This window comes from Motiliproteus sediminis, assembly GCF_017912535.1.
GTDB lineage: Bacteria > Pseudomonadota > Gammaproteobacteria > Pseudomonadales > Balneatricaceae > Motiliproteus > Motiliproteus sediminis.
Map to the genome: position 1 here is coordinate 654281 of NZ_JAERQK010000001.1, position 26696 is coordinate 680976.

Genomic DNA, 26696 nt, shown 5'->3' on the forward strand with positions numbered 1-26696 from the left:
CGCCCGGTACAAATGCCGGAACCCGGCAGGCAGGTTACGCGCCTGCGCCCTACGACGGATCGCCACTCTTCGACTCCTGCTGGCGTTTACTCTCGCTCGCTTCGATCAGTTTACGGCTCGCCTCGGCAACCGCCGCCGGGTCCTGCTTTAGCCGTGACGACCGGCGCTTACTCCCGGCGGTGCCGTTGGTATCCGCGTCTGCACCACCGTCTTTTTTCAGGCTACGCTGCTGACGACGCTTCTGCTCCAGCGCTTTCTTACGCCGCGATTCTCGGCTGGCGGGGTCGGCCAACAGCTCTGTCTTACTCGGCCCGGTGGGCAGAAAGACGGTCAATTTGCCCTGCTTGCGGGTTTTCTTACTACGACTCATGATGCTCTCCCGGTGCAGAAGGGGTGTTTTCTGCTGCCGCTGAATAATTATCCTGTTCGGCCTCGGCCGCCATACGCTCACGCTCGGCGCGAGCGCGTTTCTGCTGCCACTCACCAACCGTTTCAAAACTGATCCGACCAAGCTGCCCGGAACGCAACTCGCCAATCAACAGCTCGGCCGCTTTATTGCGATCAACCACTCCGCCGCTACGCAGGCAGCCCCGCTTGCGCCCGACCAGTTCCAGTGCGTCGCTGGCGTTCGCTGGCAGTTCGTCGGCCTTATACCGCTGAGCGATCAGCTGGGGGTAATCCCGCAGTAAAAAGTCGAGCGCGTACAGCGCCACCAGCTCATACTCGACTACCGTATCGCGAATCGCACCGCTGGCCGCCAGTCGATACGAGGCATCCTCATCTTCGATTTTGGGCCAAAGGATACCGGGGGTATCAAAAATGGCGATTCCGTCCTGGGTCACAAAACGCTGCTGTTGCTTGGTAACCGCCGGTTCGTTGCCGACTTTAGCCACGCGACGTCCGAGAAAACTGTTGATCAGAGTCGATTTGCCCACATTGGGTATTCCCATGATCATAACCCGGACCGGACGCTCGGCACTGATCCGGTGAGGCGCCAGCTGTCTGATCAACGCCACCAGTTGACGCAACTCACCCTTGTCCGCCAGCCGCATGCTCATGGTATGTACGTCATCGGCGGCCAGAAACTTGAGCCATTTGCGGGTGCGGCCGGCATCGGCCAAATCCGCCTTGTTCAGGACCTTGATCACCGGCGTATCACCGCGCAATTGATCAACCAGCGGGTTGGAGCTGGAACAGGGTAGCCGGGCATCCAGCATCTCGACCACCACATCGATCTTGGCGATCACCTGGGCGATCTCCTTGCGGGTCTTATGCATGTGGCCGGGAAACCACTGAAAAGCCATGTCTGGCTCCTGTCGCTAAAAGGCGGCGATTATAGCCTATTCCGGCACAAAAACAGGCATCATTCAGGGTTTAATGATTGACCTATGCCAATGGGCGATTACGATCAGTTCGGCTAGAATAGCCGAAACCTCTGCAAGGTAGCTCGCACCCATGTCCACGGAACAACAAGGTCAAACATTGATGGCGCGCCAGCCCATCTTCGACCGGGATCTCAAGGTAATCGCCTACGAACTGCTCTACCGCTCCGAAGGTGGCCAGGAAGCTGATTTTCTCGATGGCGACCAGGCCTCCTCGGAGATCTTGCTCAGCTCCTATACCAGCATCTGCGACGAAGGCAACATGAAGAAGGTGCCGGCATTTATCAACCTGACGCGAGACCTGCTGGTCAAACAGGGGGTTCCTACCCTGCTGCGCAAACGCATCGTCATCGAGGTGCTCGAAGATATCGTGGTTGACGCGGAGGTGATCGACGCGGTGCGCAAGCTGAAGGCAGACGGGTTCCGGATCGCTCTCGACGACTTTGTCTGGAGCGAGAGTTATGTCCCGCTGCTGGAGCTGGTCGATATCGTCAAAGTCGACATCCTGGCGCTGACCAAGGAAGAGCTTAAGGATCATATCCGCCTGCTAGCCCCCTATCATGTCACCCTGCTGGCAGAAAAGATCGAAACCCTGGATCAGCTGTACGAGTGCGTTGATCTCGGTTTCAAATTGTTTCAGGGGCACTTCCTGAGCAAACCGCAGGTGGTTAAGGGTAAAAAAATCAGCGCCAACAGCGTCGCCTTGATGCAACTGGTTCAGGAGCTGCAAAAACCAACCACAACCGCTGCCCAGATCGAGGAGCTGATCATCAAAGATCCGATGCTCACCTACAAGCTGCTACGCATCGTCAACTCGGCGGCGTACTCGCTGGTGCGCAAGGTCGAATCACTGAATCAGGCGATCGTCCTGCTGGGAATGGAGCAGATTCGCAAGTGGGCCACGCTGATCGCCCTGAGCGCCAACCAGGAGAAGCCCGAAGAGCTGTCCCGCTCGCTGCTGGCGCGCGGGCGGATGTGCGAACTGCTGGCGGAGGCGATGAGTTACGGTAATGCCAGCAGTTTCTTCATGGTCGGCATGATGTCGGATATTAACGCCCTGCTCGACATGGAGATGGATACCCTGCTGGAGCAGATTCCGCTCAACGACGAGATCAAAGCGGCTCTGGCCAGGCATGAAGGGCGCATGGGCATGGTGCTGGAGGCGACGCTCGCCTACGAACGTGGCGAATGGGACCGTTTGGGTGAGTTCGAGATCAACGACGCACTCTATGAGGGCGCTTATCGCCACAGTATCACTTGGGCGCAAGAAGCGCTGCAGGCGATGCACGAAGACTAACACCCGCTGCACGGCCCGCCGAGGCCGTGCTATCCTTGGCCGCCCGATGCCGCCACCCACGATATGCCGTCATGCCTCCCCAGCCCGTTTTTGACCCTGTCGCTCTTCGACGCCAGTTTCCGCTGCTCAACCGCCACGCCCTTGGCTATTTCGATTCCGCCGCGACCACCCAGAAACCCCAGGTGGTGCTGGACGCTCTGACGCAGTTTTACGGTAATGACAACGCCAACGTCCATCGCGCAGCGCACCGCCTGAGCGAACAGGCCACGGTAGCGTTTGAGCGCGCCCGCAGCGTTGTAGCCCGCTTTATCAATGCGCCGCGCAGCGACGAAATAGTCTGGACACGAGGCACCACCGAGGGGATCAACCTGATTGCCAATACGCTCGGCAACCAGTTGCAAGCAGGTGATCAGGTGCTGCTCACCGAACTTGAACACCATGCCAACATCGTGCCCTGGCAGCTGCTCGCCGAGCGCCGCAACATCGAGATCAAGGTAGCCCCGATCACTGCCGACGGTGATCTCGACCTGGAGTGTTTACAGCAACTCCTGACACCAAAGGTAAAGCTGGTCGCGATCACTCATGTTTCCAATGCGCTGGGGACGCTCAATCCGGTCGCCGATATCTGCCGATGGGCCCACGCTGTCGGTGCCAGGGTTCTGGTCGATGGGGCCCAGGCGGTTGCCCATCTCCCCGTCGATGTACAGCAGCTGGGATGTGATTTTTATGCGTTCTCCGGGCACAAGGTGTACGGGCCAACCGGCATCGGCGTACTTTGGGGACGGTACCAGTTACTGGACAGTCTGCCACCCTGGCAAGGCGGCGGCGAGATGATTGAACAGGTCAGTTTTGCCGGCAACCGCTATCAACCGCCGCCGCTCCGGTTCGAGGCTGGCACCCCTGCCACCGCCGATGCGATTGCCCTGGCCTGCGCGCTGGAGTTTGTCGCCAGCCTGGACCGTACTGCAGTTGCCCGGCATGAAGCCGGCCTTATGCGCCGCGCGACCGACGCCATCAACGCCATGCCTCGGCTACGGGTTATCGGCAACCCCCGCCAGCGCATAGGCGCCTTGTCATTCATCGCCGAAGACGAGCATGCATTGGATCTGGGCAGTTTTCTGGACCAGAACGGCTTCGCCCTGCGCACCGGGCATCACTGCTGCATGCCGTTGATGAATGCGCTGGGGCTGTCCGGCACCGCTAGACTATCGTTCGCCTGTTACAGCACCACAGACGAACTGGATCGCCTGCTGGCGGCGCTGGCAAGCTATGTCGACCCAAGAGCCGCTGTGCCGACGCAACCGACGGTCTCAGCCACACCATTGACCGACGCTCTGCGCACCGCCTCAGGACGGGATCAACGCCATAGCTTGTTAATGAAGGCCGGAGCCGAGCCTCTCAATCAGGATGGTGACCTTCGCCACGAAGCCAACCGGCTGCACGGCTGCACCAGTCAGGTGTGGCTGCGGAGTTATGGTCCCGATGGTCAGGGCCGTCTCCATTTTGCCATCGATAGCGATGCCCGCATCATTCGCGGCCTTATTCGCTTACTGCTGGAAACACTGCAAGACTGCACCCCGGCGCAGTTGCTGCAGTTCGACTTCGAACGCCATTTGAACCAACTTGGTTTAGCGGCCCAACTCAGCAGCTCACGTACCTCTGGCGCCAAAGCGATCGTGACCGCCATGCAGGCCGCTGCGAAGCAGCACCAGACTTAGCGCTGCCGCTACCCGGCGACGCTTTCCGCCAGTTTGCTCAGCACCCGGCCAACGGCAACGAAACCAAAGGTCGCGGTGACGCAGGTCGATGCCCCAAAACCACTATTGCAATCAAGTCGCATCGCACCGTCATCGGCTGCTGCGATCTTCTGGCCACACACACTACCGTCGGGCTGGGGGTAGCGCAGCTGCTCGCTGGAGTAGACACAGGCGACATCGAAACGCCGCTTGGGGTTCTTGCTGAAACCGTGAAAACGGCGCAGATGAGAGCGCAACTTTGCGGCCAGCGGGTCTTGCTGGGTCCGACTCAGGTCCGCGATGGTGACCTGGGTCGGATCGATCTGACCGCCAGCCCCGCCGACGGTAACGATAGGTATCTTGTGCCGCCGACAAAACGCGATCATCGCCGCTTTGGCACGCACACTGTCAATGGCATCGATAACGTAGTCGTAATCGCGCAGCAGCAACGGCTCAAGGTTCTCTTCACCGATGAACTCTTCCACCGGGTCGCAGCGGATATCCGGGTTGATCTGCCGCAGACGCGCCGCCATTTCCGCGACCTTTGAGGCGCCTATCGCCCCGTCCAGCGCATGGATCTGACGGTTGGTATTGGTGATACAAAGATCATCCAGATCGATCAGCGTCACTCGCCCCACACCACTGCGCGCCAACGCCTCCGCGGCCCAGGAACCCACACCACCAATGCCGACCACCGCCACATGCGCATCGTGAAACCGCTGCAAGGCAGACAGACCGTAGAGTCGGCTAATACCGCCGAAGCGTTGCAGATAAAGCTCGTTCATCAATTACCACTCTTGTTCAAACCGCGCGCATTGTAGCGCGACCCGGGCAACGCGACACGCCTTCACCGGAATGAGCATGGTTAACGTTTGCCAATCCCCCAATGCCGCTTTATGCTGGCCACTTGCAAATACAGGTTTACCCGTACAAAGGTTGCTAGTTATGCCCCTCTCGACACCCGCCCCCCGGGCACTGATTCACAAGCGCCGAGTCTCATGCGACGGTTTTGAACGCAACGACGGTTTGTGGGATATCGAGGGCCACATGACCGATGTCAAAACCTACGACATGGAGAATCGTGATCGCGGCGGTATCATCCCGACCGGCGAGCCACTGCATGGAATGTCGATCCGATTAACCATTGATCTGGACTTTCTGGTCCATGACGTTGAAGCCGTGATCGACTACTCACCGTTCAACTACTGCCCCGGAATTGTTGATCAGTTCAAGCAGTTGATCGGCCACCGGATCGAGCCCGGCTGGACCCAGCTGACCCGGCGTCTGTTTGGCGGTGTCAAAGGTTGCACCCACCTGCAGGAGCTATTGGGGCCAATGGCGACAACCGCGTTTCAGGCAACCCACCTGGCGCGCAAGCAGCGCCAGGTCGAGACCGCTTCGGGCGAACGCCCGGCGCTAATCAATACCTGCCACGCCCTGGGCGAGAGCAGCCCGGTTGTGCGGGATTTCTGGCCGGACTTTTATCAGCCACCGGGCAACGACGGCGACGAGCGGTAATTCTCAAACCAGTCGCAGATCGCATCGCGATCACCGCGAAACACCACCCGGTCGAGCTTTTTACCCAGCTGATAGTCGTACATGGGATCGTAGTACTGGGCCAGCAATCGTTCGATCCATACCCGGTGCAGCGACAAGTCACCGTGACTCATCTGAGCTTCCAGAGCCGCGGCCATCAGCGCCGCAATCTCACCGTGGCGCTCGCCCCCCAGACGCTTGCGGATTCGATCCAGACTGGCCAGCATGTAGTCGGCGTAGCGCCGCCGGCCCTCCTCCTCACCAAATGCGCCGACGTACTCCGCACAGAGATCAACCACATAATCCTCAAGCACGGTGTCAACACGGGTTTCGAACGGAACTTCAAGCAGCACCAGTGGCGACCTCAGCATCGCCTGGTGCAGCTCAAGCGGCAGGCTGAGGCGCCCTATCAGGCGACTCTCATCCTCGAGCATTAACGCACCGTGAACCGCTTGTCGTTGTTTCAACAGTGCCACCGCCAGTGCATTTTCAAATCCGATCTGGGTGGGTTGCTCTCTCACCCGTCGTCCGAAGCTGGAACCACGGTGATGCGCCAGACCTTCCAGATCGATGCAAGCATCAACACGATCGATAACCTTGGTTTTACCGGTGCCCGTGCGGCCGCCAAGGATCAATAGCGGGCGTTCGGCCGCCTGCTGCTCGATCACCCCGATCAGGTAACGCCGCATCGCCTTGTAGCCGCCTTCAACCAGCGGGTAGTCGATCCCTTCGTCGGCAAGCCAGCGCTGAACCGTGTGTGAGCGCAGCCCCCCGCGAAAGCAGTATAGATATCCCTCCGGGTGGGCGGCCACAAAGGCTTTCCAGGCGGCCAAGCGCGCCGCTTTAGTCTCGCCCTGGACCAACTGGTGACCCAGCCGAATAGCCGCCTCCTGACCGTGACGCTTGTAACAGGTACCAACCTGAGCACGCTCATCATCGCTCATCAGCGGCAGACTGTGAGCGGACGGGAACGCCCCCTGAGCGAACTCGACCGGTGCACGGGTATCCATTAACGGTAGATCGTGGAGAAATAGTTGCTCGTAGTCGCGGGTGTTGGGACGGGGCATCAGCACGCCGCCCCCAGAGTAACCAGCGCGCTGCCCTCCGGCTCAACCAGTTGACCGATCGGCTGCAGGTCAAGTCCCGCGCTGGAGACCACCGCAAGAAATTCGGCTTCTGCCGCTTTGGTAACGGCAACCAGCAAGCCCCCACTGGTCTGCGGATCACACAGCAACGCCCGCTGCTGATCACTAAGCGGCGCAGCGTTGTGTCCGTAGCTGGCAAAGTTACGGTCCGTTCCTCCCGGCGTGCAGCCGAGGGCCAGATAGTGATCGACCGCCTCCAGTCGGGGCAGCGCATCAAAATCGATCTGTGCGTGAACGCCGCTGCCCTCACACATCTCCAGCAGATGCCCCAACAAACCGAACCCGGTCACGTCGGTGAGCGCAGTCACCCCGGCGATGGCCGCGATATCGGCACCAACCTTGTTCAGTTGGCACATGGCGTCACGGGCGATATGGGCATGTTGCGGCATCAGCTTCTTCTGTTTCTGGGCGGTGGTCAGAATGCCCACTCCCAATGGTTTGGTCAGATAAAGCGTACAGCCGGCGGTGGCGGTGTCGTTACGTTTCAGCCGCGCCAGCTCTACCTGCCCGGTAACGGCGAGGCCGAAGATCGGCTCCGGAGCATCGATACTGTGGCCGCCAGCCAGTTGGATCCCGGCGTCAGCGCAGGCCTGCCGGCCCCCATCGACCACCTTGGCCGCTACGTCAATCGGTAGCGTATTGACCGGCCAGCCCAGAATCGCGATCGCCATCAATGGCCGCCCGCCCATGGCGTAGATATCGGAAATCGCATTCGTTGCGGCGATACGGCCGAAATCAAACGGATCGTCGACGATGGGCATAAAAAAGTCGGTGGTGCTGATAACCCCAGTACCATTACCTAAATCGTAAACCGCGGCGTCATCCTTGCTGCTGTTGCCGACCAGCAGATTGGGATCAGGCGCGATGCGCAGCGAACTCTTGAGGATGGTTTCCAAGACGTTGGGGGCTATCTTGCAACCGCAACCAGCGCCATGGCTGTACTCGGTCAGACGAATGGTATCGGACATATTCAGCACACTGCGTATCGGTGATTCAAAGGCGCCTGTTATACCGCAAACCTCAGTGCAAGTCGAAACCCCTTGCCTGATGCAGCTTGCGCCGGATAATGGGGCAAAACCTGAAAGACATTGCCATGACCGACAAACGCTATCACCCGCTCGACCTGGTTCAACTACTCGACAACAGCTGTGCCGGGTCGATCATGGTCGACCGCGACTGTCGTATCACTTGGCTCAGTGCCAATTATCGCCAGCTGCTTGAACTGCCTGACGACCTGGATCCACGAGGGCAGCAAGTGGAAGCCTTGATCCCCCACAGCCTGATGCGCCAGGTGGTCACCTCCGGCCAACCGCAACTACTGGACCTGATGCGCTTCAAGGAGCGCTGGTTCGTGGTGACCCGATTACCGCTGATCGATGCCGCTGGCGAGCTTCAGGGCGCGCTGGGAATGGTTTTTTTCGACGAGCTGGCCTACCTGCGGCCGGTGGTGGACAAGTTTACCCGCCTGCACGCCACTCCCGCAGGCGACAGCGACCGCGCGGTGCGTTACGGCTTCGACGACCTGCTCGGAAACAGTGAGCCAATGCTGACTCTACGCCAGCAAGCGCTACGCGCTGCCGCTACCGACTCGACCCTGCTGCTTCTGGGTGAAACGGGTACCGGTAAAGAGATTCTGGCGCAGGCGGTACACGCCGCCTCCCATCGCGCCAACGGCCCTTTCGTTGGCGTTAATACCGCCGCCCTGCCGGAAGCGCTGGTTGAAGCCGAGCTTTTCGGGGCCGCCCCCGGTGCCTACACCGGCGCAGACCGCAAGGGGCGCCGGGGCAAGTTTGAACTGGCCCAAGGCGGAACGCTGTTTCTCGACGAAATCGGCGAGATGACGGCCCCAGTGCAAAGCAAACTGCTGCGCGCTCTGCAGGAGCGCAAAGTCGAACCCCTTGGCGCTTCACACGAGATTGAGATCGACGTCAGAGTTGTCGCAGCGACCAGCCGTGACCTTGAGCAGCAGGTCGCAGACGGGCGCTTCCGCGCCGACCTCTACTACCGCCTGAACGTACTGCCACTAACACTGCCACCGCTGCGCGAGCGTGGCGAAGACATCACCCTGCTGGCGCAAAATTTCAATCGCGAGCTGGCTGAACAACTGGGAGTCGCACCACTGACTCTGGACCCACGCCTGTTGCGCGCGCTTAGCAACTACCGCTGGCCGGGCAATATCCGCGAGCTGCGCAACGTGATGGAACGCGCGTTGCTGTTTGCCGAGCAAGGCAGGGTGCCCACATCGCTGCTGACAACCTTTCTGCCCGGCTCGATCACCCCCGATAGTGAGCCAGCGGCGCCGGTGTCCGACACTCAGCCACCCGCACCGCTGGCCGAGCAACTGGCGGCAACCGAACGTCAGGCGCTTCTTCACGCACTGGCGCACACCGGCGGCAACCGCCGCGCCGCAGCGGCTCTGCTGGGGATCTCGCGCGCGGCTTTCTATGACAAGCTGAACAAGCACCAGCTGCAGTGACGGCTTGCCGGACATGTCTTGATTACAAGACACAACCCAGACTCAATGCTGTCTTTATATCCAGACACCAATAACAGATATAACTTTAGATGATAACGGCAACCACTTGTTATATATCTATATCAATGGTTATGGCACGGCCCTCGCAGTACTCGTGTGATTACAGCAATTACTCATCACTCGAGGAGATAGAGACCATGATTGCACTATGCAAAACCAACGAGGCTTTTGAAGATATCCTGACCTCAGGCAAGAGCTACAGCGTCATCGAGCTGCGCAACGGTTCGGTATTGCTGGCTGACGATCGCGGCAACAAACGCTGGTTCGGTCTATCCCGCTTCGCACTCAAACGGGTCGAAGAAGCGGTTACCTGCTGATCCACACCCGCCCCAGGCGGGTTATCGGGCATCATAATAATAACGGGAGGACTCCATGCCCCTTACCAAGATCGTCTCCGCCGAGGAGGCGGCCCAACTGATTCAGTCGGGTGATACCGTGGCCACCGCCGGCTTTGTCGGCGTCGGCTTCGCTGAACATATTGCCCGCGCCATAGAGCGGCGTTTTCAACAGACCCAGTCCCCTGCCGACCTGAGCCTGGTTTATGCCGCTGGCCAGGGGGATGGAAACAGCCGCGGACTCAACCATTTTGCCCATCACGGTATGGTCCGCCGGGTCATTGGTGGCCACTGGGGGCTGGTACCGGGGCTCGGCCGCATGGCCCAAAATAACGAAATCGAGGCCTACAACCTGCCCCAGGGGGTCATCTGCCACCTGTTTCGTGATATTGCCGCTGGCAAGCCCGGCACCCTGACCCATGTTGGCCTGCATACTTTTGTCGATCCACGCCAGGATGGCGGTCGCCTGAACCAACGTACCCCTGAAGGTCTGGTGCGCCTGATGGAGATCGACGGACAAGAGTATCTGTTCTATAAAGCTTTTCCGATTCAGGTCGCGCTGCTGCGCGGCACTACCGCCGACCCCAGTGGCAACATCTCGATGGAACGAGAGGCACTGCCGCTGGAAAGCCTCGCCATCGCCCAGGCGGTCAAGAATAGCGGCGGCATCGTCATCGTTCAGGTAGAACGGGTCACCCAACAGCACCGCCTGCACCCGAGCATGGTCCGCTTACCGGGAATTCTGGTCGACAAAGTGGTCGTCGCCCCGGCTGAGGACCACTGGCAAACCTTCGGTGAGCAATACAACCCCAGCTATACCGGCGAGGTGGTAGCCGACTCCCAGCTGGCTTGCGCGGAGCTGACCGAACGCAAGCTGATCGCACGACGGGCGCTGATGGAGCTGACCTCGGGGGCCACCATCAACCTTGGCATCGGCATGCCGGAGACCATGGCGCCGGTAGCGTCGGAAGAGGAGCTACTGGACAGGGTTACCATGACCATCGAACCCGGCGGAATCGGCGGCCTGCCGGCTGGTGGACTCAGCTTTGGTGCGGTGATCAACCCCGAATCGGTGATTGATCAGCCATCGCAGTTCGACTTTTACGACGGCGGCGGGCTCGACCAGGCATTTCTGGGTATGGCCCAGATCAGCCCCGAGGGGCACGTCAACGTCAGTCGTTTCGGCCCCAAGATCGCCGGCGCCGGCGGCTTCATCAACATCAGCCAGAACGCCCGAGAAATCTACTTTATGGGCACGTTTCTCAGCGGCAGACCGGACCTCAGCATTAGCGACGACGGTCTCCACATCGGTACCAACAGCGGCGCGCGCAAGTTCGTCAACGACGTTGAGCAGATCACGTTCAATGGTCGCTATGCGGCCGAACGGGGCCAACGGGTACTCTATATCACCGAACGCTGCGTGTTCGCGCTGACGCCCGAAGGAATCAAGCTGGTCGAGATTGCACCGGGAGTTGATCTCGATCGCGACATTCTCGCACTGATGGAGTTCCGCCCGCTGATTGCCGACAAGCTCAAGATTTCAGACCGCCGAATCTACCGCCAGGGGCCGATGAATCTGCGCCATGTGGGCAGTGCCGGCATCGGTGAGTTGCGCAAGGCGATCGCCTGTGCGCCCCACGTGATCTATTGAGGCGCTAACCACACACGCTGTTCAACGGTGTCAGGAACCGGCCGCGGTAATTAAGGCCACTACCGGCGAACAGGGCAGCTTTTAGTCCGACTTGCCGGCACCACCAAGGTGCCGGCCTTTTTACGGCGCAGCTAGATCCCCTCCGCTGCTGCCATAAAGCCCATATGCTTCTGACTCTCGGATAAACCGCCCTCACCTGCCTGCCAGGTAATCTTGCCGTCACCGTTACCATCAGCGCCATCTATCAACTGATGGGACAACTGCTGAATCTTTTCCACCCGGGCGGCAGCCTGGGCCGTATCGCGGGTATCCAGCACCTGCTGCGCCAGCGTAAGCATCTGCTCAGCACGAGCCACAGTGTTGGCGGCGCTGGTCGCCACATGCTCGGCATGCAGTTTCACTGCCTCGCTGGCCCCTTCGCTGTCGGCTGCGAAGCCAATATGTTTGACGACGCCCTTGGCAGCTGCCAGCACACCATAGCCCTGACCCGGTCCCTTATCGGTTCGGCTCGGATCAATTGCGTGGATAACGTGCAGGGTATGGGTCTTCATCCACGCCAGATCGCCCGGTCGTTTGGCAGCAAAGTCGGCGTGCTGGCTGGCTATCTTCGCTTCGGCAATAGCGGTCGGGAGCAAGCCGGCCTGCGACGGGGTATCTTTCCAGCCACTGGTAACATGCCCCATGTGGGCATGGGACATATTGTCGGCAGCTACAGCACCAGCCGTCAGCCCGGCCGTTAATAAGAAAATCAGTGGTTTGATCATTGCGCACCTCACTTTATGTGGAACAACAGCTAACTCACCAACACCGGCGCAGCAGGGTTATTCCGATTTATTGACTCGGTCTTAAACAGACTATGCTCGGAATAATCCCATTGCCGGCGTGTTCATCAGGGAGAGGTGACTAACGCAATGAACTCTTTCGACCAACAGCTCAACGAACAGATACCAGCCCTGCGCCGCTACGCACGCAGCCTGTTGCATCACGCAGCACAAGCCGACGATTTGGTGCAGGACTGCCTCACCCGTGCACTGGAGCGGCGTCACCTGTGGCAACCGGGCAGCGATCTGCGGGCCTGGCTGTTTACCCTGATGCATAACCTTTTCGTCAATCAACTGCGCAAGAACAGCCGCCAGCCGCTTGCCGTCACCCTGATCGATGAAATGATCGGCACTCAGGCAGCGGAGCCGGAACAGGTGGCGCGTAATCATCAACTGCAGCGCCAGATGGCACGCTTACCCTTTTCCCAACGTGAAGTACTGGCCCTGGTGGCGCTGGAGGGCTTCAGCTATCAGCAGGTTGCCGTGATCATGGATATACCCATAGGCACCGTCATGTCGCGTCTCAATCGTGCGCGCGAATCTATGCGCCAGTGGCTCTATCACGAGCCCGGCCCTGCACTCAGGAGGGTCAAGTAGTGAATCAGCCCGTAACCGAGCAGGATCTGCACGCCTTGGTAGACGGCTTGTTACCGCCGGACCGTATTGACACGGTTAACGCCTGGCTCGCCAGCCACCCGGAAGACGCAGCCAAGGTGGCGGACTACCGTCAAATCAACCGCGAGCTACAGAACGCTTACCCGACCCCAACGGGCGACTGGACGCCTGCGCGACGCAAGATACCCTCGCGCGGCTGGTCGGCCGCCGCAGCGATGGCCGCATTAACGCTGCTAGGCGGCGTCGCGGGGTGGCAACTCAACAGCTATTTTCAGCCGCCGGCCGCGGTAACGGCAGCGGACCTCTCTCAACGACTGGTGCAGCCGGCCCGGGTATCCCACCGGGTTTATACGCCGGAGATTCTGCATCCGGTAGAAGTACGCCGGGAGCAACAGCAACACTTGGTGGGCTGGCTCTCAAAGCGTCTTGGAAAGCCGGTAAAAGCCCCTGAACTGGCTGCCCAGGGATTCGCACTGATCGGCGGTCGCCTGCTGCCGTCAACCGACGGCCCGGCAGCTCAGTTCATGTATGAAAACAGCGTAGGGCAGCGCCTGACTCTTTATGTGCGCCAAGCTGATGACAACAAGGAACAGACCGCCTTCAGGCGATACAGCGCTGACGGCCTCAGCAGCTTCTACTGGGTCGATAATGGCCTGGGCTATGCGCTAACGGGTGATATCGGTCCCGATGCGTTGATGGAGAGCGCCAATCAGGTCTATCGCCAGCTGACCTTCTAGACGGGCGCAGGTTGCACAGCCGCGCCCGACTCTGATTACTCCGGCAACTGCAATGGCTCAGGGGATACCAGCACACCGTTATTATCCGCATAGACATAGTCGCCCGGACGGAAAGTCACCCCGCCAAAAGTTACCGGCACGTTCAGATCCCCCAACCCACGCTTGTCGGTTTTCATCGGATGGGTAGCCAGCGCCTGCACCCCCAGGTCGGTTTCACCAATGGCATTCACATCGCGTATACAACCGTAGATGATGATCCCTTCCCAGCCGTTGCCTGCTGCTTTTTCCGCCAGCATGTCGCCCAGCATCGCACGCCGAAGCGAACCGCCGCCATCCACCACCAGCACCTTACCCCTGCCGGGCTCCGCCACCTGCGTCCGCACCAGCGAGTTATCTTCAAACGCTTTGATGGTGACGATCTCGCCACCGAAGGTCTCACGGCCACCGAAATTAGCAAACATAGGTTCAACCACCTGGACCAGCTCGGGAAACTGGTCACACAAATCAGGTAACAGATCTTGCACGGCTTCACTCCTGTCGATAACTGAATCTGCCCGCTAGTGTGACCCAATCCTGTGCAATTGCAGTAACACTTTGGATCAAGATCGGTCCATTTCACCGCTTTTGCCCCCCTCCATCTATTGCGACCGCCCGCTAACAGCGGTAATCTGCGCCTCCGGCGTACGCCTGAAACGGCACAGCCCTGCAGCACGAACCACCCTGTCAGCCAGCATCATTCTGGAAGTGAGTACCATGCATCAACACACCGTGGAGAAAATCGGCGGCACCTCGATGAGCAACTATGCCGCGGTCCGAGACAACGTCGTCCTGCACAAGGGCAACCTCGACAACCTGTACCAGCGAGTTTTTGTGGTCTCGGCCTACGGTGGCATTACCGACATGCTGCTGGAGCACAAGAAAACCGGCGAGCCCGGCATCTACGCACTGTTTGCCGCCGCCAAGAGTGATGACCGCGGCTGGCGGGCAGCCTTCAACGCGCTGCGCGAACGGATGCACAACATCAACGCGGAGCTGTTCGGCGAGGGTGATGCCTTGACTGATGCCAACGCCTTCATCAATGAACGCCTCGACGAAGCGGAAGGCTGCCTTGCCGACCTCGAACGCCTGTGTCAGCACGGTCACTTTGCCCTCGGCACCCACCTGCACACCGTCCGTGAAATGCTGGCCTCCATAGGTGAGGCTCACAGCGCGCGTAATATGGCGGAGCTGCTCAAGCGTGACGGTGTCAACGCCCGTTTTGTCGATCTGTCCGGCTGGAAGAGCCCCAACCACCTATCACTCGATGATCGTGTACTGGAGGGTTTTGAGGGTGTTGACCTTGCAACCGAACTACCCATTGTCACCGGCTACACTCACGCAGAAAACGGCTTGATGGCCACATTTGACCGTGGCTACAGCGAAATGACCTTCAGCCGGGTAGCGGTGCTGACCGAAGCACGTGAAGCGGTTATTCATAAAGAGTTCCACCTTTCCAGTGCCGATCCGCGCCTGGCTGGCGAGGAGAACGTAGTTCCTATCGGTCGTACCAACTATGACGTTGCCGATCAGCTGGCCAATCTGGGCATGGAAGCGATACACCCCCGTGCGGCCAAGGGACTGCGCCAAAGCAAGATCGCCCTGCGGGTTAAGAACACCTTCGAGCCAGAGCATGACGGCACCCTGATCACCTCCGATTATGTCAGCAAATCGCCACGGGTTGAGATCATCGCCGGTCGCAAGAACGTGTTCGCCATTGAGGTATTTGATCAGGACATGATGGGCAGCCTGTGCGAATACGATACCGGCATCCTGGAGATCATCGGCCGTTTCAAGGCGGAAATCATCACCAAGGACAGCAACGCCAACAGCATCACCCACTTTCTGGCCGCGAACCTGAAAACGGTCAAGCGGATCCGCTCGGTACTGGAAGAGGCCTACCCGGAAAGTGAAGTGGAAGTGCGCAAGGTTGCCCTGGTATCGGCCATCGGCAGCGACATGAAAGTACCCGGAATTCTGGCCCAGGCCGTTACCGCACTGGCCGAGGCCAATATCTCGGTGGAAGCGATGCACCAGTCCATGCGTCAGGTAGACATGCAGTTTATCGTCGATGAAGCCGACTACGAGCTGGCGGTTAAGAGCTTGCATAAAGGGCTGGTGGAAGTGCATAAGCACGGCAGTGCCATCTGCGCCGCGTAACCATACACGCTGTTTGAAAAGGCCCCAGCGGGGCCTTTTTTTTGCGCCCAAAAACCGAACAACACGCAAAAACAAACGCTCATTTTATTTTTATATTTGCGCCATAAAACCCTGTTTTAAAAATATTTTGCTGGCATATATCAAAAAAACAATAGCAGTATAGGCAGGTATCGCACAGCCGTTTGAACTAAGGTACTGAAGCGACGTAACGCCGCGCCCCGATTCACCCAGACTGCCGCCGTGGTTGCGCGGCACCGAAGGAGACGGTTATGGCACAGGCTGACATTCGAGAACTCCGCAACCTCCCCCTGTCCGATCTGATCACATCACCCCTGAACGCGGTGATCAGTGCACAGTCCAACGCGGCCCTGTCGACCGCCCAGTTTATCGAGCAGATCGGTTTTACCTCCGACAGTGACAAGTCTCTGTTCGATGATAAGGACCCCAGCGACAAACATGACATTCGCATGGCCGAGCTGAAGGTTAAAAAGAAACTGCTGGAAGATGACGGCAACGGCGGCCAGACCGTCAAGGAGGTGGATGAATATGTTGCCATCCCTTTTATCACCCTGTTCAACATTCCGGCGATCGAAATCAGCGAAATGAACTGGGACTTCAACGTCAAGCTGAAGAGCGTGCAGTCGCTGGAAACCAGCTTTACCAAAACCTTCAGTGCCGGTTACCGGCGCAAGACCGAAGCCAAGGCTGGCCTTGCATTCAAAGCGATTGAAGTGGGCGTAAACAGCAGTATGACCGTAGAAGCCTCGATAAAAACAGACTTCGAAATGCGTCACAAGGCCAGCCGCGAGCAGGAGTACAACCTGCATATCGGCATTAAGGCCAACTCAGCGCCATTACCCAAGGGTATCGAGCGCCTGCTGGGGATCGCTGAGCGGATCGCCACCGAGAGTGAAGAGGCCAACGCGCACGAAGCGGCTAACAGCTAACAACGCGCCACGCCAAGGAACCGCCCATGTCGCTCCCGCTGAAGGACCTACTGGCAGCCATCGCCGACGAGATACACCGCGCCGGCGTGGCTGCCGATATCAACCGCTCTCACTGGCAAGCAATCTACGACGATCACGAACTGCTGCGTGAATTCACCCCCAGCCGGGTACGGATCAGCGAAGCCAAACTGTCGATCCCTCTGGCGTTGGACGATATCGACGAGCCTGAAGTCGTCAAGCCCGCCCTCACCGCCCGCCAGCTGGCGGGGTTACTACCGGAGGAGTTTGAACCGCAAGAGCGGCTCGCCGTCGCCGAGGGTATAAAACAGCAGCTCGGTAAAGAGAAGCGCCATCTGCTCAATCGCCATATAGAACGCTACGTCGCGGAAGCCGCCGCTCGCGTCAAACCCGATCTTAAAGCAGAGCAGTTGGACACCGGCCAGCTGGAACGGCTGCAACGGGAATACCTCACCAGCCCTCACGCGGAACAAAGCGCACGCGTACAGTTTCGCACCAGCGAGCTGGAGAAGATCGATCCGGAGCGGATTATCAGGCTGGAACTCACACTGAACATCGATTGACGCCCCCCTATTAGCAACAAAGAGCAACCGTTGGCATGTATGATGGCGCTGACTGGTTGCTGCCAACGGGCATGGGTTTATCCCGCTTGCCGGGCCGGCAGTTAGCGTGATAACCGCCCAATTATCGCAGTCGATGCCCGTCAGCCTGCTGGTTGCCGGCATTAGTTGGTTGCCCCCAGCCGTTTGCCGCCGGAACAGCGCCACTCGGCCCCCCGGAACTGAACAATGAGAAAGCCATGCTGCCATTGAACCTTGTTACGCGCTGGATAACACTGATGCTCCTGCTCAGCTGGGCCAGCCTTTCAGGCGGAACCACTCCCCCCGCCCCCCTGCTTTGGGAGATATCAGGCCCCACCCCCAGCTACCTGTTCGGCACCATTCACAGCGCCCATCCGCAGCTGAACCGGCTCCCGGCAGCGGTGGAATCGGCTTTCATGCAGTCCCACCGCTTCTATGCCGAACTGGATCTGACCGACCAGGAACAAAGCCGGATCGCGGCGCTGTTCCTGTTGCCCGCGAGCGACCGACTCAGCAATCACCTCACGGCACCGCAACGTCAGCGTGCCCGCACCGAGCTGAGTACTATCAGCCCCGGATTGACGCTGGAGGCGTTCGAACGCCTTAAGCCCTGGGCTTTTACCGTTACATTGTCGTTGCTCGAGGATCAATTGGCCTACGCCGGTAAATCTCCTATGGATCTGGCGCTCTATCAGCGGGCACGCGCCGAGGGCAAGACTACGGGCGGACTGGAAACGGCTGAAGAACAAATGGGGCTATTCGAACAGCTAAGCAAGAGTGAACAATCCCAGCTTCTGGATGCAACCCTCGACTACCTGGAGCAGGCGCGCCGAGACGGCAAAAACAGCATGAACGACACTTATGAGATCTACCGGCAGGGCGATCCGGAAGCCTTTCTGGCACTATTCGGAGCGCAGATGGACGTTCCGCTGCTACTGAAACTGAAACTGCAGCGCCTGCTGCTGCACGAGCGCAACCAACGAATGAGCGAGCGGATTGAACGGCTACTGGAGAGCCACCCCGGCGACAGCTTTTTCTTTGCCGTCGGCGCGGCTCATATGGCATCCGATCAGGGCTTACCGGAGCTGCTGCGCAAGCGGGGCTATCGTGTCACTCGCGTCAGGGCGAAATAGCGTCTAGCCAGCAACAGTGCAGCTGGTCGAGGCTGACGACTTGCAGGTCGGTCAACGCCGGCCAGCGCCTTTCAGCGGAGGAGTCAAGCAGCACCGTGGCGATGCCGGCCGCACGCCCGGCTTCCAGGTCATAACGAAAATCACCGACGATCAGAGCATCCTCGGGGGCGCTGCTCCACCCCGCCAGTAAACGTGCAACGCCTTGGGGATGGGGCTTGGGTTCACCATCTTCACAGGCAACGATAGTTGTCGCTGGGAATAACGCACAAACCCCCAACCGCTTGAGAGTGATCTCCACGCACTCGCGCCGGTTGCGGGTAAAGATACCGAGCCGCATTTGGCGCTGGGCCAGAGCATGTAGCAACTCAACAGCGCCGGGATTGGGTTCAGCCCGCTCAGCCACGTCCCGTTCGATCTCGGTCAGGCGCTGATTGAGGCTATCTCGCTCAGGGGCAGACTGGGCATCTATAAATTCGAGAATACCCCGATTAGCCGGCACTCCCAGTTTGCCGCGGATGGCGGCAAAGTCGTGCAGTGGTTGCGTGAGCGTACCATCCAGATCGAAGATCCAATGGCGGCGGGTCAGAATGGCACTTTCACCGGCCAAGGGCACTACAGCTCCATCTGGTCGACCCAGGCTTCCACCTCAGGCTCAAGGTACAAGGTCTCCAGCAGTTCAGCCGACCAGTCGGTTTGCAGCTGGCTCAACAGTTTAACCGAAATCGCCTGCACCGCCGGGACGCTGCTCCAGATACTCTTGCCCAGGCAACGCCAATGATCGCCAACACGCCGTTTGGGGTGATCGATCTGATCACGACAGGTGTCACAGATGAAGATACAGTGTTCGAAGTCGGGATCCGCCGGAATCGGCGGGACTTCATAGACTGACAAACCGACACCGGACGCTTCGCACAATTCACAGCAAGCGCCTGAGCGGCGGGTCAGGTCCTTGCCGAACATGCTCAGCCCTTGATGACGCAACTGGTGTTGATGATGGCCTTTAGACACGCGTTTTCTCCGTCATGGCGGCACCCGATATCAATCGGTTGCAGCGGGCGCCGCAATTCTTGCCTGATAGTAGCGCCGCGCCAGGCTGAGGAAAAGCACTACCGACAGCCCAGACGCACTCAGCAGCATACACATGATCAGAATCTGGTAACGGGCAGCGATCAACGGTGATACGCCGGACAGGATCTGCCCGGTCATCATCCCCGGCAGCGACACCAGCCCCACCGCCAGCAGCATATTAACCGAGGGAATCATCGCCGCTTTGAACGCCGCTTGCCGGGCCCGCTCGAACGCCTGCCCGGCCGCGACTTCAGAGGTGATGCGATCTGCCGCCAGGCTGACACTATTCATGGCGTTGGAGAACACCATCCCTGCCAGCGGAATCAGGTAACGGGGTTGATACCAGGGGTCAATCTGCAACACCCCGAGCAGCGCCACCGCCAAATTAATCCCGCCACCGACCCCAATGGCGATCAGCGCTGGCAGCAGCAGCCTGCGCCGTTCCGCTTCAACCGACCCCAGCGCGATCCAACTGGACGCGCTAAGCATCACCAGTACAATGCCCACCAGCCACAAGGGCTGGGTCAAATCAAAGATAAAGGTGAGCAGATAGCCAATCAGCAGCAACTGCCCCAGCATGCGAACCAGGGCATAGCCAATGCGCCCTGCCCCCAGCTGCCAGCGCCAATAGATCCAGGCGACCGGGATCACCGGCAGCAGCGCGATCAGCAATTGCCACAGCGTTATCTCGGGAACGGTAGCCATGGATCAGATCAGGTGCTTGCCATCGAACACCTGGAAGGGCAGCGTGGTTGCGTCGAGCTGGTCGATACACCCCAGATTGACCCGATAATGGCCGGGCTGGCGCAGGGTCTCATGGAAGGGATAGATACCACATCTGCCGCAAAAAAAATGCTTGGCAACGCCGGATCCGAACTGGTAGCAGACCAGGGCATCAGCCTCAGCCTCATAGCGTAACTGCTGGACGTCATATACTTCCGGCGACATCAACGCACCCTTGCGCACGCAGATTGAGCAATTACAGCGCAGACCGCGATCGATAGTTTCCGTTTGCAGGCTGAAGCGCACGGCTCCGCAATGACAACTGCCGCTGTAGTTAGCCATACGATCCTCCCGTTGTGCTGGCAACGGCTTAACTCTAGCATGCCACCGCAATCCCGGACGGGCCATAGAGTGGACAAAAAAAACGGCCGACGGAGAGTCCGTCAGCCGATTAAATTAGGCTAGCTGTAGCGAGAACCGGAGGTCTTACATCAGGCCGTTGCGTTGTTTGAACGCTGCCTGCAGCGCAACCGGTTTCTGCTTCTTGTTGTCGTTGCGTAAAACGTACACTACGGTTTCACCCTTGGGGCCGGTGCCGATCTCGGTGTACCGCAGAGGCGCTTCACCGGTGGTCCGGACGGTTTCCATATCCTCGTAGCGGTCGAACACGTAAATACGGCCCTCTGAACGCATTTCGCCGTAAAAATCGGCGGCAGCATCCAGGTTGCCATGGAAGAGGTTATAGCTGGCGATCTTTTCAGCGGTCTTCTTCTTGTCTTTGCCGGTCAGGCCAAAGACCAGCGTTTCACCTTTAGGGCCATCGCCGATGAACGTGTGGCGAAACGAGGTCTCGCCGACTTCCAGAAAACTCTGGTAGGTGGCGTAGTCGTCAAACAGATAGAGTCGGCCTTCATGATGCACTTCGTAGAAGTCGTTGTTATTCAGCTCCGCCGTAGCCATCGGCTTAGCGTCCTCAGCGGGCTTGCTGTCCATCGTGGCGCTACAAGCACCGAGCGCCAAGGACAGACCTGCAACCAACAGATAGGAAGTGCGTTTCATTCGGTTAAGCTCCTCAGAAATAAGTTCAGTTGAGGAGCACCTTACAGATCAAAAATGACAGCCCGCTGACAGAACTGCGACAGTTTCATTGCATGCGATGAATCTCTTCGATCGCTTCGTTGCCATTCACCCGTACTGCCAGATCTTTGAGAATGCCATCCTCGATACTGTAGATCCAGCCATGGACCGACAGCTGCTGCCCGCCCTTCCAGGCTTTCTGGACAATGGTGGTATGACAGACGTTCGCCACCTGCTCGATCACGTTAAGCTCACACATCCGGTTCAATTTTTGCCGCGGGGTCTGGCACTCGTCGACCTTGGCCTTATGAAAACGATACACATCCTTGATATGACGCAGCCAGTTGTCGATCAGGCCAAACTCCTGATTGCCAAGCGCCGCCTCTACGCCACCGCAACCATAGTGACCACAAACGATAATATGGCGAACTTTGAGCACCTCGACCGCGTACTGTATGACAGACAGACAATTGAGGTCAGTATGAACAACTACGTTGGCAATGTTGCGATGAACGAAAACCTCCCCCGGCGCGAGCTTAAGCAACTGATTCGCCGGAACACGGCTATCAGAGCAGCCAATCCAGAGGATCTCGGGGCTTTGCTGCTCGGACAGGCGCTGAAAGAAAGCGGGATCTTCCCGCTTTATTCTCTCGGCCCAGGCCCGGTTCTGTTCAAATAATTTCTCGTCGATTTCCATGGTTTTTCCCAGGTCCTCCAATACGCGCGCCTGTTATACGTTAGCTGGGTAACGGACACAACCGCTGGAGGGCGATAGTTACATTTGATCACAGCCCTGATTGTCTCGATAAGCATAGCCGGCCCATGCGAGCCCACAGGCCTTGCCGCCATGGCGGCACTGTTGGACGAAAAAAAGCCGCAATACCGAAGTATTGCGGCCAAGGGAGTAACCGGTACACCCTGATAGGAAAGCGCACCGGCTTCTTCCGCTACCAAAAGGCAACTACATCACGGATCATCCGTCATCTGACGTACACTCCATGAACTTTTTACCGGACCGAGATCCGGCCCCGGAGAAGGCTTCAGCCTTCTCGTAGCGGAAGCAGGGGAACGTTCCCTCCAGCTCCACACGCCAGGACTACCCGGCGGCATCTCTGCTGGTGACGCCCAGCCCGGGATCAGCCCGCATCGATTCAGAAGGTATCGCCGGGGACGCGGACAAAACCCTCCATAATGACCCGCGCGCTGCGGCTCATTACTGCCTTGTCGGCCTTCCAGTCGCCGTTTACTTCCGAAGCGGCGGCGCCAACGCGCAAGGTACCGGAGGGGTGACCAAAGGTGACGGCATCACGCTCACCGCCGCCGGCGGCCAGATTGACCAGCGTGCCTGGGACAGCGGCCGCGGTCGCGATTGCCACGGAGGCGGTCCCCATCATGGCGTGGTGCAGCTTACCCATGGACAGCGCACGCACGCAGACATCGATATCGCTGGCCGCGATCTGTTTGCCACTGGACGCCTGGTAGTCGGTTGCTGGCGCTACGAAAGCGATCTTGGGAGTATGCTGGCGAGCGGCCGCCTCGCTGATATCGGCGATCAATCCCATTTTAACCGCGCCATAGGCGCGCATGGTTTCAAAACGTTCCAGCGCCGCCGCATCCCCGTTGATATCCTTCTGCAGCTCGGTGCCGGTATAGCCAATATCGGCCGCGTTAACGAAGATGGTTGGAATGCCGGCGTTGATCATGGTGGCCTTGAAGGTGCCGATCCCCGGTACCTCCAGGTCGTCAACCAGGTTCCCGGTGGGGAACATGGAGCCCTCGCCATCGGCCGGATCCATAAATTCGATCACCACTTCGGCTGCCGGGAAGGTAACGCCATCCAGTTCGAAATCACCTGTTTCCTGCACTTCACCGTTGGTGATCGGGACGTGGGCGATAATGGTTTTGCTGATGTTCTTCTGCCAGATGCGCACAGTGCAGATGCCGTTCTCGGGAATCCGCTCGGGATCTACCAGGCCGCCGCTGATGGCACAAGCACCGACCGCTGCGGTCAGGTTGCCGCAGTTGCCGGACCAGTCAACAAACGCTTTGTTGATCGCCACCTGGCCAAACAGGTAGTCAACGTCGTGATCCGGCTGGCTGCTCTTGTCCAGAATCACGGTTTTGGAGGTGCTGGAGGTCGCTCCGCCCATGCCGTCAATCTGCTGACCATAGGGATCGGGCGAACCGATCACGCGCAGCAAAATCTTGTCACGCGCCTCGCCCGGCTCCTGGGCCGGGGCGGGCAGGTCCTGACGACGGAAAAAAACACCTTTACTGGTACCACCACGGTAATAAGTCGCGGGGATTTTAATCTGAGCTGGGTGTGCCATAGACGCTTAATCCTGTAGGGAGTGTGTTGCTATGAAACGGGTCGTTATAGGGCTGTTGCCGGATTGGGTCGGCATCAGGCCTATAAGGGCCTGTCATTCTCTCTGAACCGAAAAATAAAGCGCGGACGGACTGTGCCGTCCGCGCTTTCTGTTTTAACCAGCAAAGGCTTAAGCGTTGCCTTCCAGGAAGTCCTGCGCAAAGCGTTGCAGAACCCCACCGGCTGCGTGAACCACCACCTCTTCAGCGGTATCCAGGCGGCAGGTGACCGGAATTTCAACCTTCTCACCGTTCTTGCGCGTCATGACCACGGTCATGTCGCAACGGGGGCTGATCTCGCCCACCACATCGAAGGTTTCGGTACCATCAATAGCGTAGGTATGACGGGTATCGCCAGCCTTGAACTGCAGCGGCAGCACACCCATACCCACCAGGTTGGTGCGGTGAATCCGCTCGAAGCCTTCGGCGACGATGGTCTCAACCCCCGCCAGACGCACACCCTTGGCCGCCCAGTCACGGGAGGACCCCTGACCGTAGTCGGCACCCGCGATGATGATCAGCGGCTGCTTGCGTTCCATGTAGGTTTCGATCGCTTCCCACATGCGGCTCTCTTTGCCTTCCGGCTCGATCCGCGCCAGTGAACCCTGCTTCACCTCGCCGTTGTCGTCACGGCACATTTCGTTCAGCAGTTTCGGGTTGGCGAAGGTTGCACGCTGGGCAGTCAGGTGGTCACCCCGGTGGGTGGCGTAGGAGTTGTAGTCCTCCGGAGCCAGGCCCATTTTGCCGCAGTACTCACCCGCGGCACTGTCGGGCAGGATAGCGTTAGAGGGCGACAGGTGATCGGTGGTGATGTTGTCACCCAGTACCGCCAGCGGACGCATCCCCTTCATGGTGCGCTCACCGGCCAGGGCGCCTTCCCAGTATGGGGGACGACGGATGTAGGTGGTCTGCGGGCGCCAGTCATACAGCGGGCTCGGCGCTTTCTCGATCGCACCCAGATCAAACATGGGGATGTAGATCTGGTTGAACATCTCCGGCTTGACACTCTTCTCTACCAGCGCATCGATCTCTTCATCGCTCGGCCACAGATCCTTCAGGGTAATGGAGTTGCCGTTGCTGTCCGTGCCCAGCACGTCCTGTTCGATATCGAAACGCACGGTACCTGCCAGCGCATAGGCCACCACCAGCGGCGGTGATGCCAGAAACGCCTGCTTGGCGTAGGGGTGGATACGTCCGTCGAAGTTACGGTTACCGGACAGTACCGCGGTAGCATACAGATCACGGTCGATGATCTCCTGCTGGATCTTGGGATCCAACGCGCCGGACATGCCGTTACAGGTGGTACAGGCATAACCGACGATACCGAAGCCCAGCTTCTCCAGTTCCGGCAGCAGACCCGCTTCTTCGAGATAGAGCTTGGCGACCTTGGAGCCGGGCGCAAAAGAGGTCTTTACCCAGGGCTTGCGCACCAGACCCAGCTCGTTGGCTTTCTTGGCCACCAGACCTGCCGCGACCACGTTGCGCGGGTTGGAGGTATTGGTACAGCTGGTAATCGCGGCAATGATGACCGCGCCATCAGGGATCAGGCCTTCAGCCTCTTCCGCCTTGGCCGCCGCCAGCTTGGCTTCATCAGCAATGCCCCGCTCCTTCAGTGCGGTGGTCGGCAGGCGACGGTGCGGATTGGAGGGTCCCGCCATGTTACGGCAAACCGTGGACAGGTCGAATTCCAGCACCCGCGGGTACTGCGCTTCTACCAGATCGTCCGCCCACAGGCCGGTTTCCTTGGCATACTGTTCAACCAGCGCTACCTGCTCCGGCTCACGACCCGTCAGCTTGAGATAATCAATGGTCTGCTGATCGATGTAGAACATACCGGCAGAGGCGCCGTATTCCGGGGTCATGTTGGAGATGGTGGCGCGGTCACCGATGGACAGCGACGCCGCACCCGGACCAAAGAACTCCAGATAGGCGGAAACCACTTTCTCGTTCCGCAGAAACTCGGTCATCGCCAGAGCGATATCGGTGGCGGTAATGCCCGGCTGACGCTCGCCCACCAGCTTTACACCGATGATATCGGGCAGACGCATCATGGAGGGACGACCCAGCATCACGGTTTCCGCTTCCAGACCACCAACACCGATAGCGATTACGCCCAAGGCATCAACGTGCGGGGTATGGCTGTCAGTACCGACGCAGGTATCGGGGAAGGCCACGCCGTCACGCGCCTGGATCACCGGAGACATCTTCTCCAGGTTGATCTGGTGCATGATGCCGTTACCGGCCGGGATCACGTCGACGTTATCGAAGGCGGTCTTACACCAGTTGATAAAGTGGAAGCGATCATCGTTACGACGGTCTTCGATGTCACGGTTCTTCTGGAACGCGTCAGGGTCAAAACCGGGTGCTTCAACGGCCAGCGAGTGGTCAACGATCAGCTGGGTCGGCACCACCGGATTAACCTTGGCGGGATCACCGCCCTGATCGGCGATGGCGTCGCGCAGACCGGCCAAGTCAACCAAAGCGGTCTGGCCAAGGATGTCGTGACAAACCACGCGTGCGGGGTACCAGGGGAAGTCCAGCTCCTGCTTGCATTCGATCAGCTGCTTGAGAGAATCGGTCAACGCGGCGGGATCGCAGCGTCGGACCAGCTGCTCGGCCAGCACCCGGGAGGTGTAGTTCAGTTTGGCGTAGGCGCCAGGCTGGATCGCGTCGACCGCGGCACGCGTGTCGTAGTAATCCAGGTCGGTGCCTGCCAGTTTTTTACGGTATTCAGTGTTCATGGCTTACTCCTAGGAGCAAAGTGAAGAGCGGCGCAAAGGCAACCTTCGCGCCGG

Annotated in this window: 27 protein-coding genes; 12 read left to right on the forward strand and 15 right to left on the reverse strand. The window is 59.0% G+C overall.

The genetic code is table 11. The features are described 5' to 3' along the window. Positions 1 to 49 precede the first annotated feature (49 nt). Both JJQ76_RS03175 and ylqF read right to left on the reverse strand, forming a co-directional pair. Positions 50 to 370, reverse strand: a complete 321-nt coding sequence (locus JJQ76_RS03175) for a hypothetical protein (RefSeq protein ID WP_210395208.1) — start codon at positions 368 to 370, stop codon at positions 50 to 52. Next, the gene (ylqF, locus tag JJQ76_RS03180; protein WP_210395209.1) at positions 360 to 1304 is read right to left on the reverse strand and encodes a ribosome biogenesis GTPase YlqF; all 945 of its coding nucleotides are present in this window, start codon (positions 1302 to 1304) and stop codon (positions 360 to 362) included. Before ylqF ends, JJQ76_RS03175 begins: the two co-directional genes overlap by 11 nt. A 181-nt stretch (positions 1305 to 1485) precedes the next feature. Between ylqF and JJQ76_RS03185 the strand changes: the two genes are divergently transcribed. After that, entirely contained in the window at positions 1486 to 2679 is a 1194-nt protein-coding gene (locus JJQ76_RS03185; RefSeq protein WP_246480030.1) for an EAL and HDOD domain-containing protein, read from the forward strand. 71 nt (positions 2680 to 2750) lie between these two features. After that, positions 2751 to 4397, forward strand: coding sequence for a SufS family cysteine desulfurase (locus JJQ76_RS03190; protein ID WP_210395211.1), 1647 nt, complete (start codon positions 2751 to 2753; stop codon positions 4395 to 4397). 8 nt (positions 4398 to 4405) lie between these two features. Here JJQ76_RS03190 and tcdA read toward each other — a convergent pair whose 3' ends face one another. Beyond that, positions 4406 to 5200, reverse strand: coding sequence for a tRNA cyclic N6-threonylcarbamoyladenosine(37) synthase TcdA (tcdA, locus tag JJQ76_RS03195; protein WP_210395212.1), 795 nt, complete (start codon positions 5198 to 5200; stop codon positions 4406 to 4408). A gap of 160 nt (positions 5201 to 5360) precedes the next feature. Between tcdA and JJQ76_RS03200 the strand changes: the two genes are divergently transcribed. Beyond that, positions 5361 to 5933, forward strand: a complete 573-nt coding sequence (locus JJQ76_RS03200; protein ID WP_210395213.1) for a DUF2889 domain-containing protein — start codon at positions 5361 to 5363, stop codon at positions 5931 to 5933. On the opposite strand, the gene mnmH is transcribed toward JJQ76_RS03200, so the two are convergent. Both mnmH and selD read right to left on the reverse strand, forming a co-directional pair. Then, positions 5900 to 7018: a tRNA 2-selenouridine(34) synthase MnmH gene (gene mnmH / locus JJQ76_RS03205; protein WP_210395214.1), complete on the reverse strand. Its 1119-nt coding sequence runs from the start codon at positions 7016 to 7018 to the stop codon at positions 5900 to 5902. The genes JJQ76_RS03200 and mnmH overlap by 34 nt on opposite strands. Beyond that, the gene (gene selD, locus JJQ76_RS03210; protein WP_210395215.1) at positions 7018 to 8064 is read right to left on the reverse strand and encodes a selenide, water dikinase SelD; all 1047 of its coding nucleotides are present in this window, start codon (positions 8062 to 8064) and stop codon (positions 7018 to 7020) included. The genes mnmH and selD overlap by 1 nt, the downstream gene beginning before the upstream one ends. Positions 8065 to 8189: 125 nt before the next feature. Here selD and JJQ76_RS03215 point away from each other — a divergent pair, with 125 nt between their 5' ends. From JJQ76_RS03215 to JJQ76_RS03225, 3 genes are all read left to right on the forward strand, one after another. Next, positions 8190 to 9572: a sigma-54 interaction domain-containing protein gene (locus tag JJQ76_RS03215; protein WP_246480031.1), complete on the forward strand. Its 1383-nt coding sequence runs from the start codon at positions 8190 to 8192 to the stop codon at positions 9570 to 9572. A 197-nt stretch (positions 9573 to 9769) separates the two neighbouring features. After that, complete coding sequence (locus JJQ76_RS03220) at positions 9770 to 9949, forward strand: hypothetical protein (protein WP_210395217.1); 180 nt, start codon at positions 9770 to 9772, stop codon at positions 9947 to 9949. 55 nt (positions 9950 to 10004) lie between these two features. Beyond that, positions 10005 to 11618: an acyl CoA:acetate/3-ketoacid CoA transferase gene (locus JJQ76_RS03225; RefSeq protein ID WP_210395218.1), complete on the forward strand. Its 1614-nt coding sequence runs from the start codon at positions 10005 to 10007 to the stop codon at positions 11616 to 11618. Between the two features lie 131 nt (positions 11619 to 11749). Here the strand turns inward: JJQ76_RS03225 and JJQ76_RS03230 are convergent, their stop codons facing one another. Further along, positions 11750 to 12382 (reverse strand): hypothetical protein, encoded by a 633-nt coding sequence (locus tag JJQ76_RS03230; RefSeq protein WP_210395219.1) that lies wholly within the window; start codon positions 12380 to 12382, stop codon positions 11750 to 11752. A 147-nt stretch (positions 12383 to 12529) separates the two neighbouring features. Between JJQ76_RS03230 and JJQ76_RS03235 the strand changes: the two genes are divergently transcribed. After that, entirely contained in the window at positions 12530 to 13036 is a 507-nt protein-coding gene (locus JJQ76_RS03235) for a sigma-70 family RNA polymerase sigma factor (protein WP_210395220.1), read from the forward strand. Next, a complete protein-coding gene (locus tag JJQ76_RS03240) occupies positions 13036 to 13791 on the forward strand; it encodes an anti-sigma factor family protein (RefSeq protein ID WP_210395221.1) in 756 nt (251 codons plus the stop codon). Before JJQ76_RS03235 ends, JJQ76_RS03240 begins: the two co-directional genes overlap by 1 nt. A gap of 35 nt (positions 13792 to 13826) precedes the next feature. Here the strand turns inward: JJQ76_RS03240 and rraA are convergent, their stop codons facing one another. Continuing rightward, entirely contained in the window at positions 13827 to 14315 is a 489-nt protein-coding gene (rraA, locus tag JJQ76_RS03245) for a ribonuclease E activity regulator RraA (RefSeq protein ID WP_210395222.1), read from the reverse strand. 229 nt (positions 14316 to 14544) lie between these two features. Here rraA and JJQ76_RS03250 point away from each other — a divergent pair, with 229 nt between their 5' ends. The 4 genes from JJQ76_RS03250 to JJQ76_RS03265 all read left to right on the forward strand — a co-directional run bounded on the left by JJQ76_RS03250 (position 14545) and on the right by JJQ76_RS03265 (position 18666). Continuing rightward, on the forward strand, positions 14545 to 15987 hold the full coding sequence (locus tag JJQ76_RS03250) for an aspartate kinase (RefSeq protein WP_210395223.1): 1443 nt from the start codon (positions 14545 to 14547) through the stop codon (positions 15985 to 15987). 269 nt (positions 15988 to 16256) lie between these two features. After that, positions 16257 to 16934 (forward strand): DUF2589 domain-containing protein, encoded by a 678-nt coding sequence (locus JJQ76_RS03255; RefSeq protein ID WP_210395224.1) that lies wholly within the window; start codon positions 16257 to 16259, stop codon positions 16932 to 16934. 26 nt (positions 16935 to 16960) lie between these two features. After that, positions 16961 to 17515 carry a hypothetical protein gene (locus tag JJQ76_RS03260; RefSeq protein WP_210395225.1) on the forward strand — a complete coding sequence of 185 codons (555 nt, stop codon included), beginning with the start codon at positions 16961 to 16963 and terminating at the stop codon, positions 17513 to 17515. A 275-nt stretch (positions 17516 to 17790) separates the two neighbouring features. Then, entirely contained in the window at positions 17791 to 18666 is an 876-nt protein-coding gene (locus JJQ76_RS03265; protein ID WP_210395226.1) for a TraB/GumN family protein, read from the forward strand. Here the strand turns inward: JJQ76_RS03265 and JJQ76_RS03270 are convergent. The 8 genes from JJQ76_RS03270 to acnD form a co-directional block, all read right to left on the reverse strand. Continuing rightward, positions 18653 to 19279, reverse strand: a complete 627-nt coding sequence (locus tag JJQ76_RS03270) for an HAD family hydrolase (protein ID WP_210395227.1) — start codon at positions 19277 to 19279, stop codon at positions 18653 to 18655. The two genes, JJQ76_RS03265 and JJQ76_RS03270, sit on opposite strands and share 14 nt — an antisense overlap. Continuing rightward, positions 19279 to 19674, reverse strand: coding sequence for a phnA protein (locus tag JJQ76_RS03275; protein WP_210395228.1), 396 nt, complete (start codon positions 19672 to 19674; stop codon positions 19279 to 19281). Before JJQ76_RS03275 ends, JJQ76_RS03270 begins: the two co-directional genes overlap by 1 nt. Positions 19675 to 19704: 30 nt before the next feature. Further along, entirely contained in the window at positions 19705 to 20439 is a 735-nt protein-coding gene (locus JJQ76_RS03280; RefSeq protein ID WP_210395229.1) for an ABC transporter permease, read from the reverse strand. 3 nt (positions 20440 to 20442) lie between these two features. Next, on the reverse strand, positions 20443 to 20799 hold the full coding sequence (locus JJQ76_RS03285; protein ID WP_210395230.1) for a GFA family protein: 357 nt from the start codon (positions 20797 to 20799) through the stop codon (positions 20443 to 20445). Between the two features lie 144 nt (positions 20800 to 20943). Next, positions 20944 to 21516, reverse strand: a complete 573-nt coding sequence (locus JJQ76_RS03290) for a hypothetical protein (protein ID WP_210395231.1) — start codon at positions 21514 to 21516, stop codon at positions 20944 to 20946. A gap of 85 nt (positions 21517 to 21601) precedes the next feature. Next, complete coding sequence (gene can, locus JJQ76_RS03295) at positions 21602 to 22231, reverse strand: carbonate dehydratase (RefSeq protein ID WP_210395232.1); 630 nt, start codon at positions 22229 to 22231, stop codon at positions 21602 to 21604. 454 nt (positions 22232 to 22685) lie between these two features. After that, positions 22686 to 23864 (reverse strand): 2-methylaconitate cis-trans isomerase PrpF, encoded by a 1179-nt coding sequence (gene prpF / locus JJQ76_RS03300; protein WP_210395233.1) that lies wholly within the window; start codon positions 23862 to 23864, stop codon positions 22686 to 22688. Positions 23865 to 24032: 168 nt separating this feature from the next. Next, positions 24033 to 26642, reverse strand: coding sequence for a Fe/S-dependent 2-methylisocitrate dehydratase AcnD (acnD, locus tag JJQ76_RS03305; RefSeq protein ID WP_210395234.1), 2610 nt, complete (start codon positions 26640 to 26642; stop codon positions 24033 to 24035). Between the last annotated feature and the right edge of the window lie 54 nt (positions 26643 to 26696).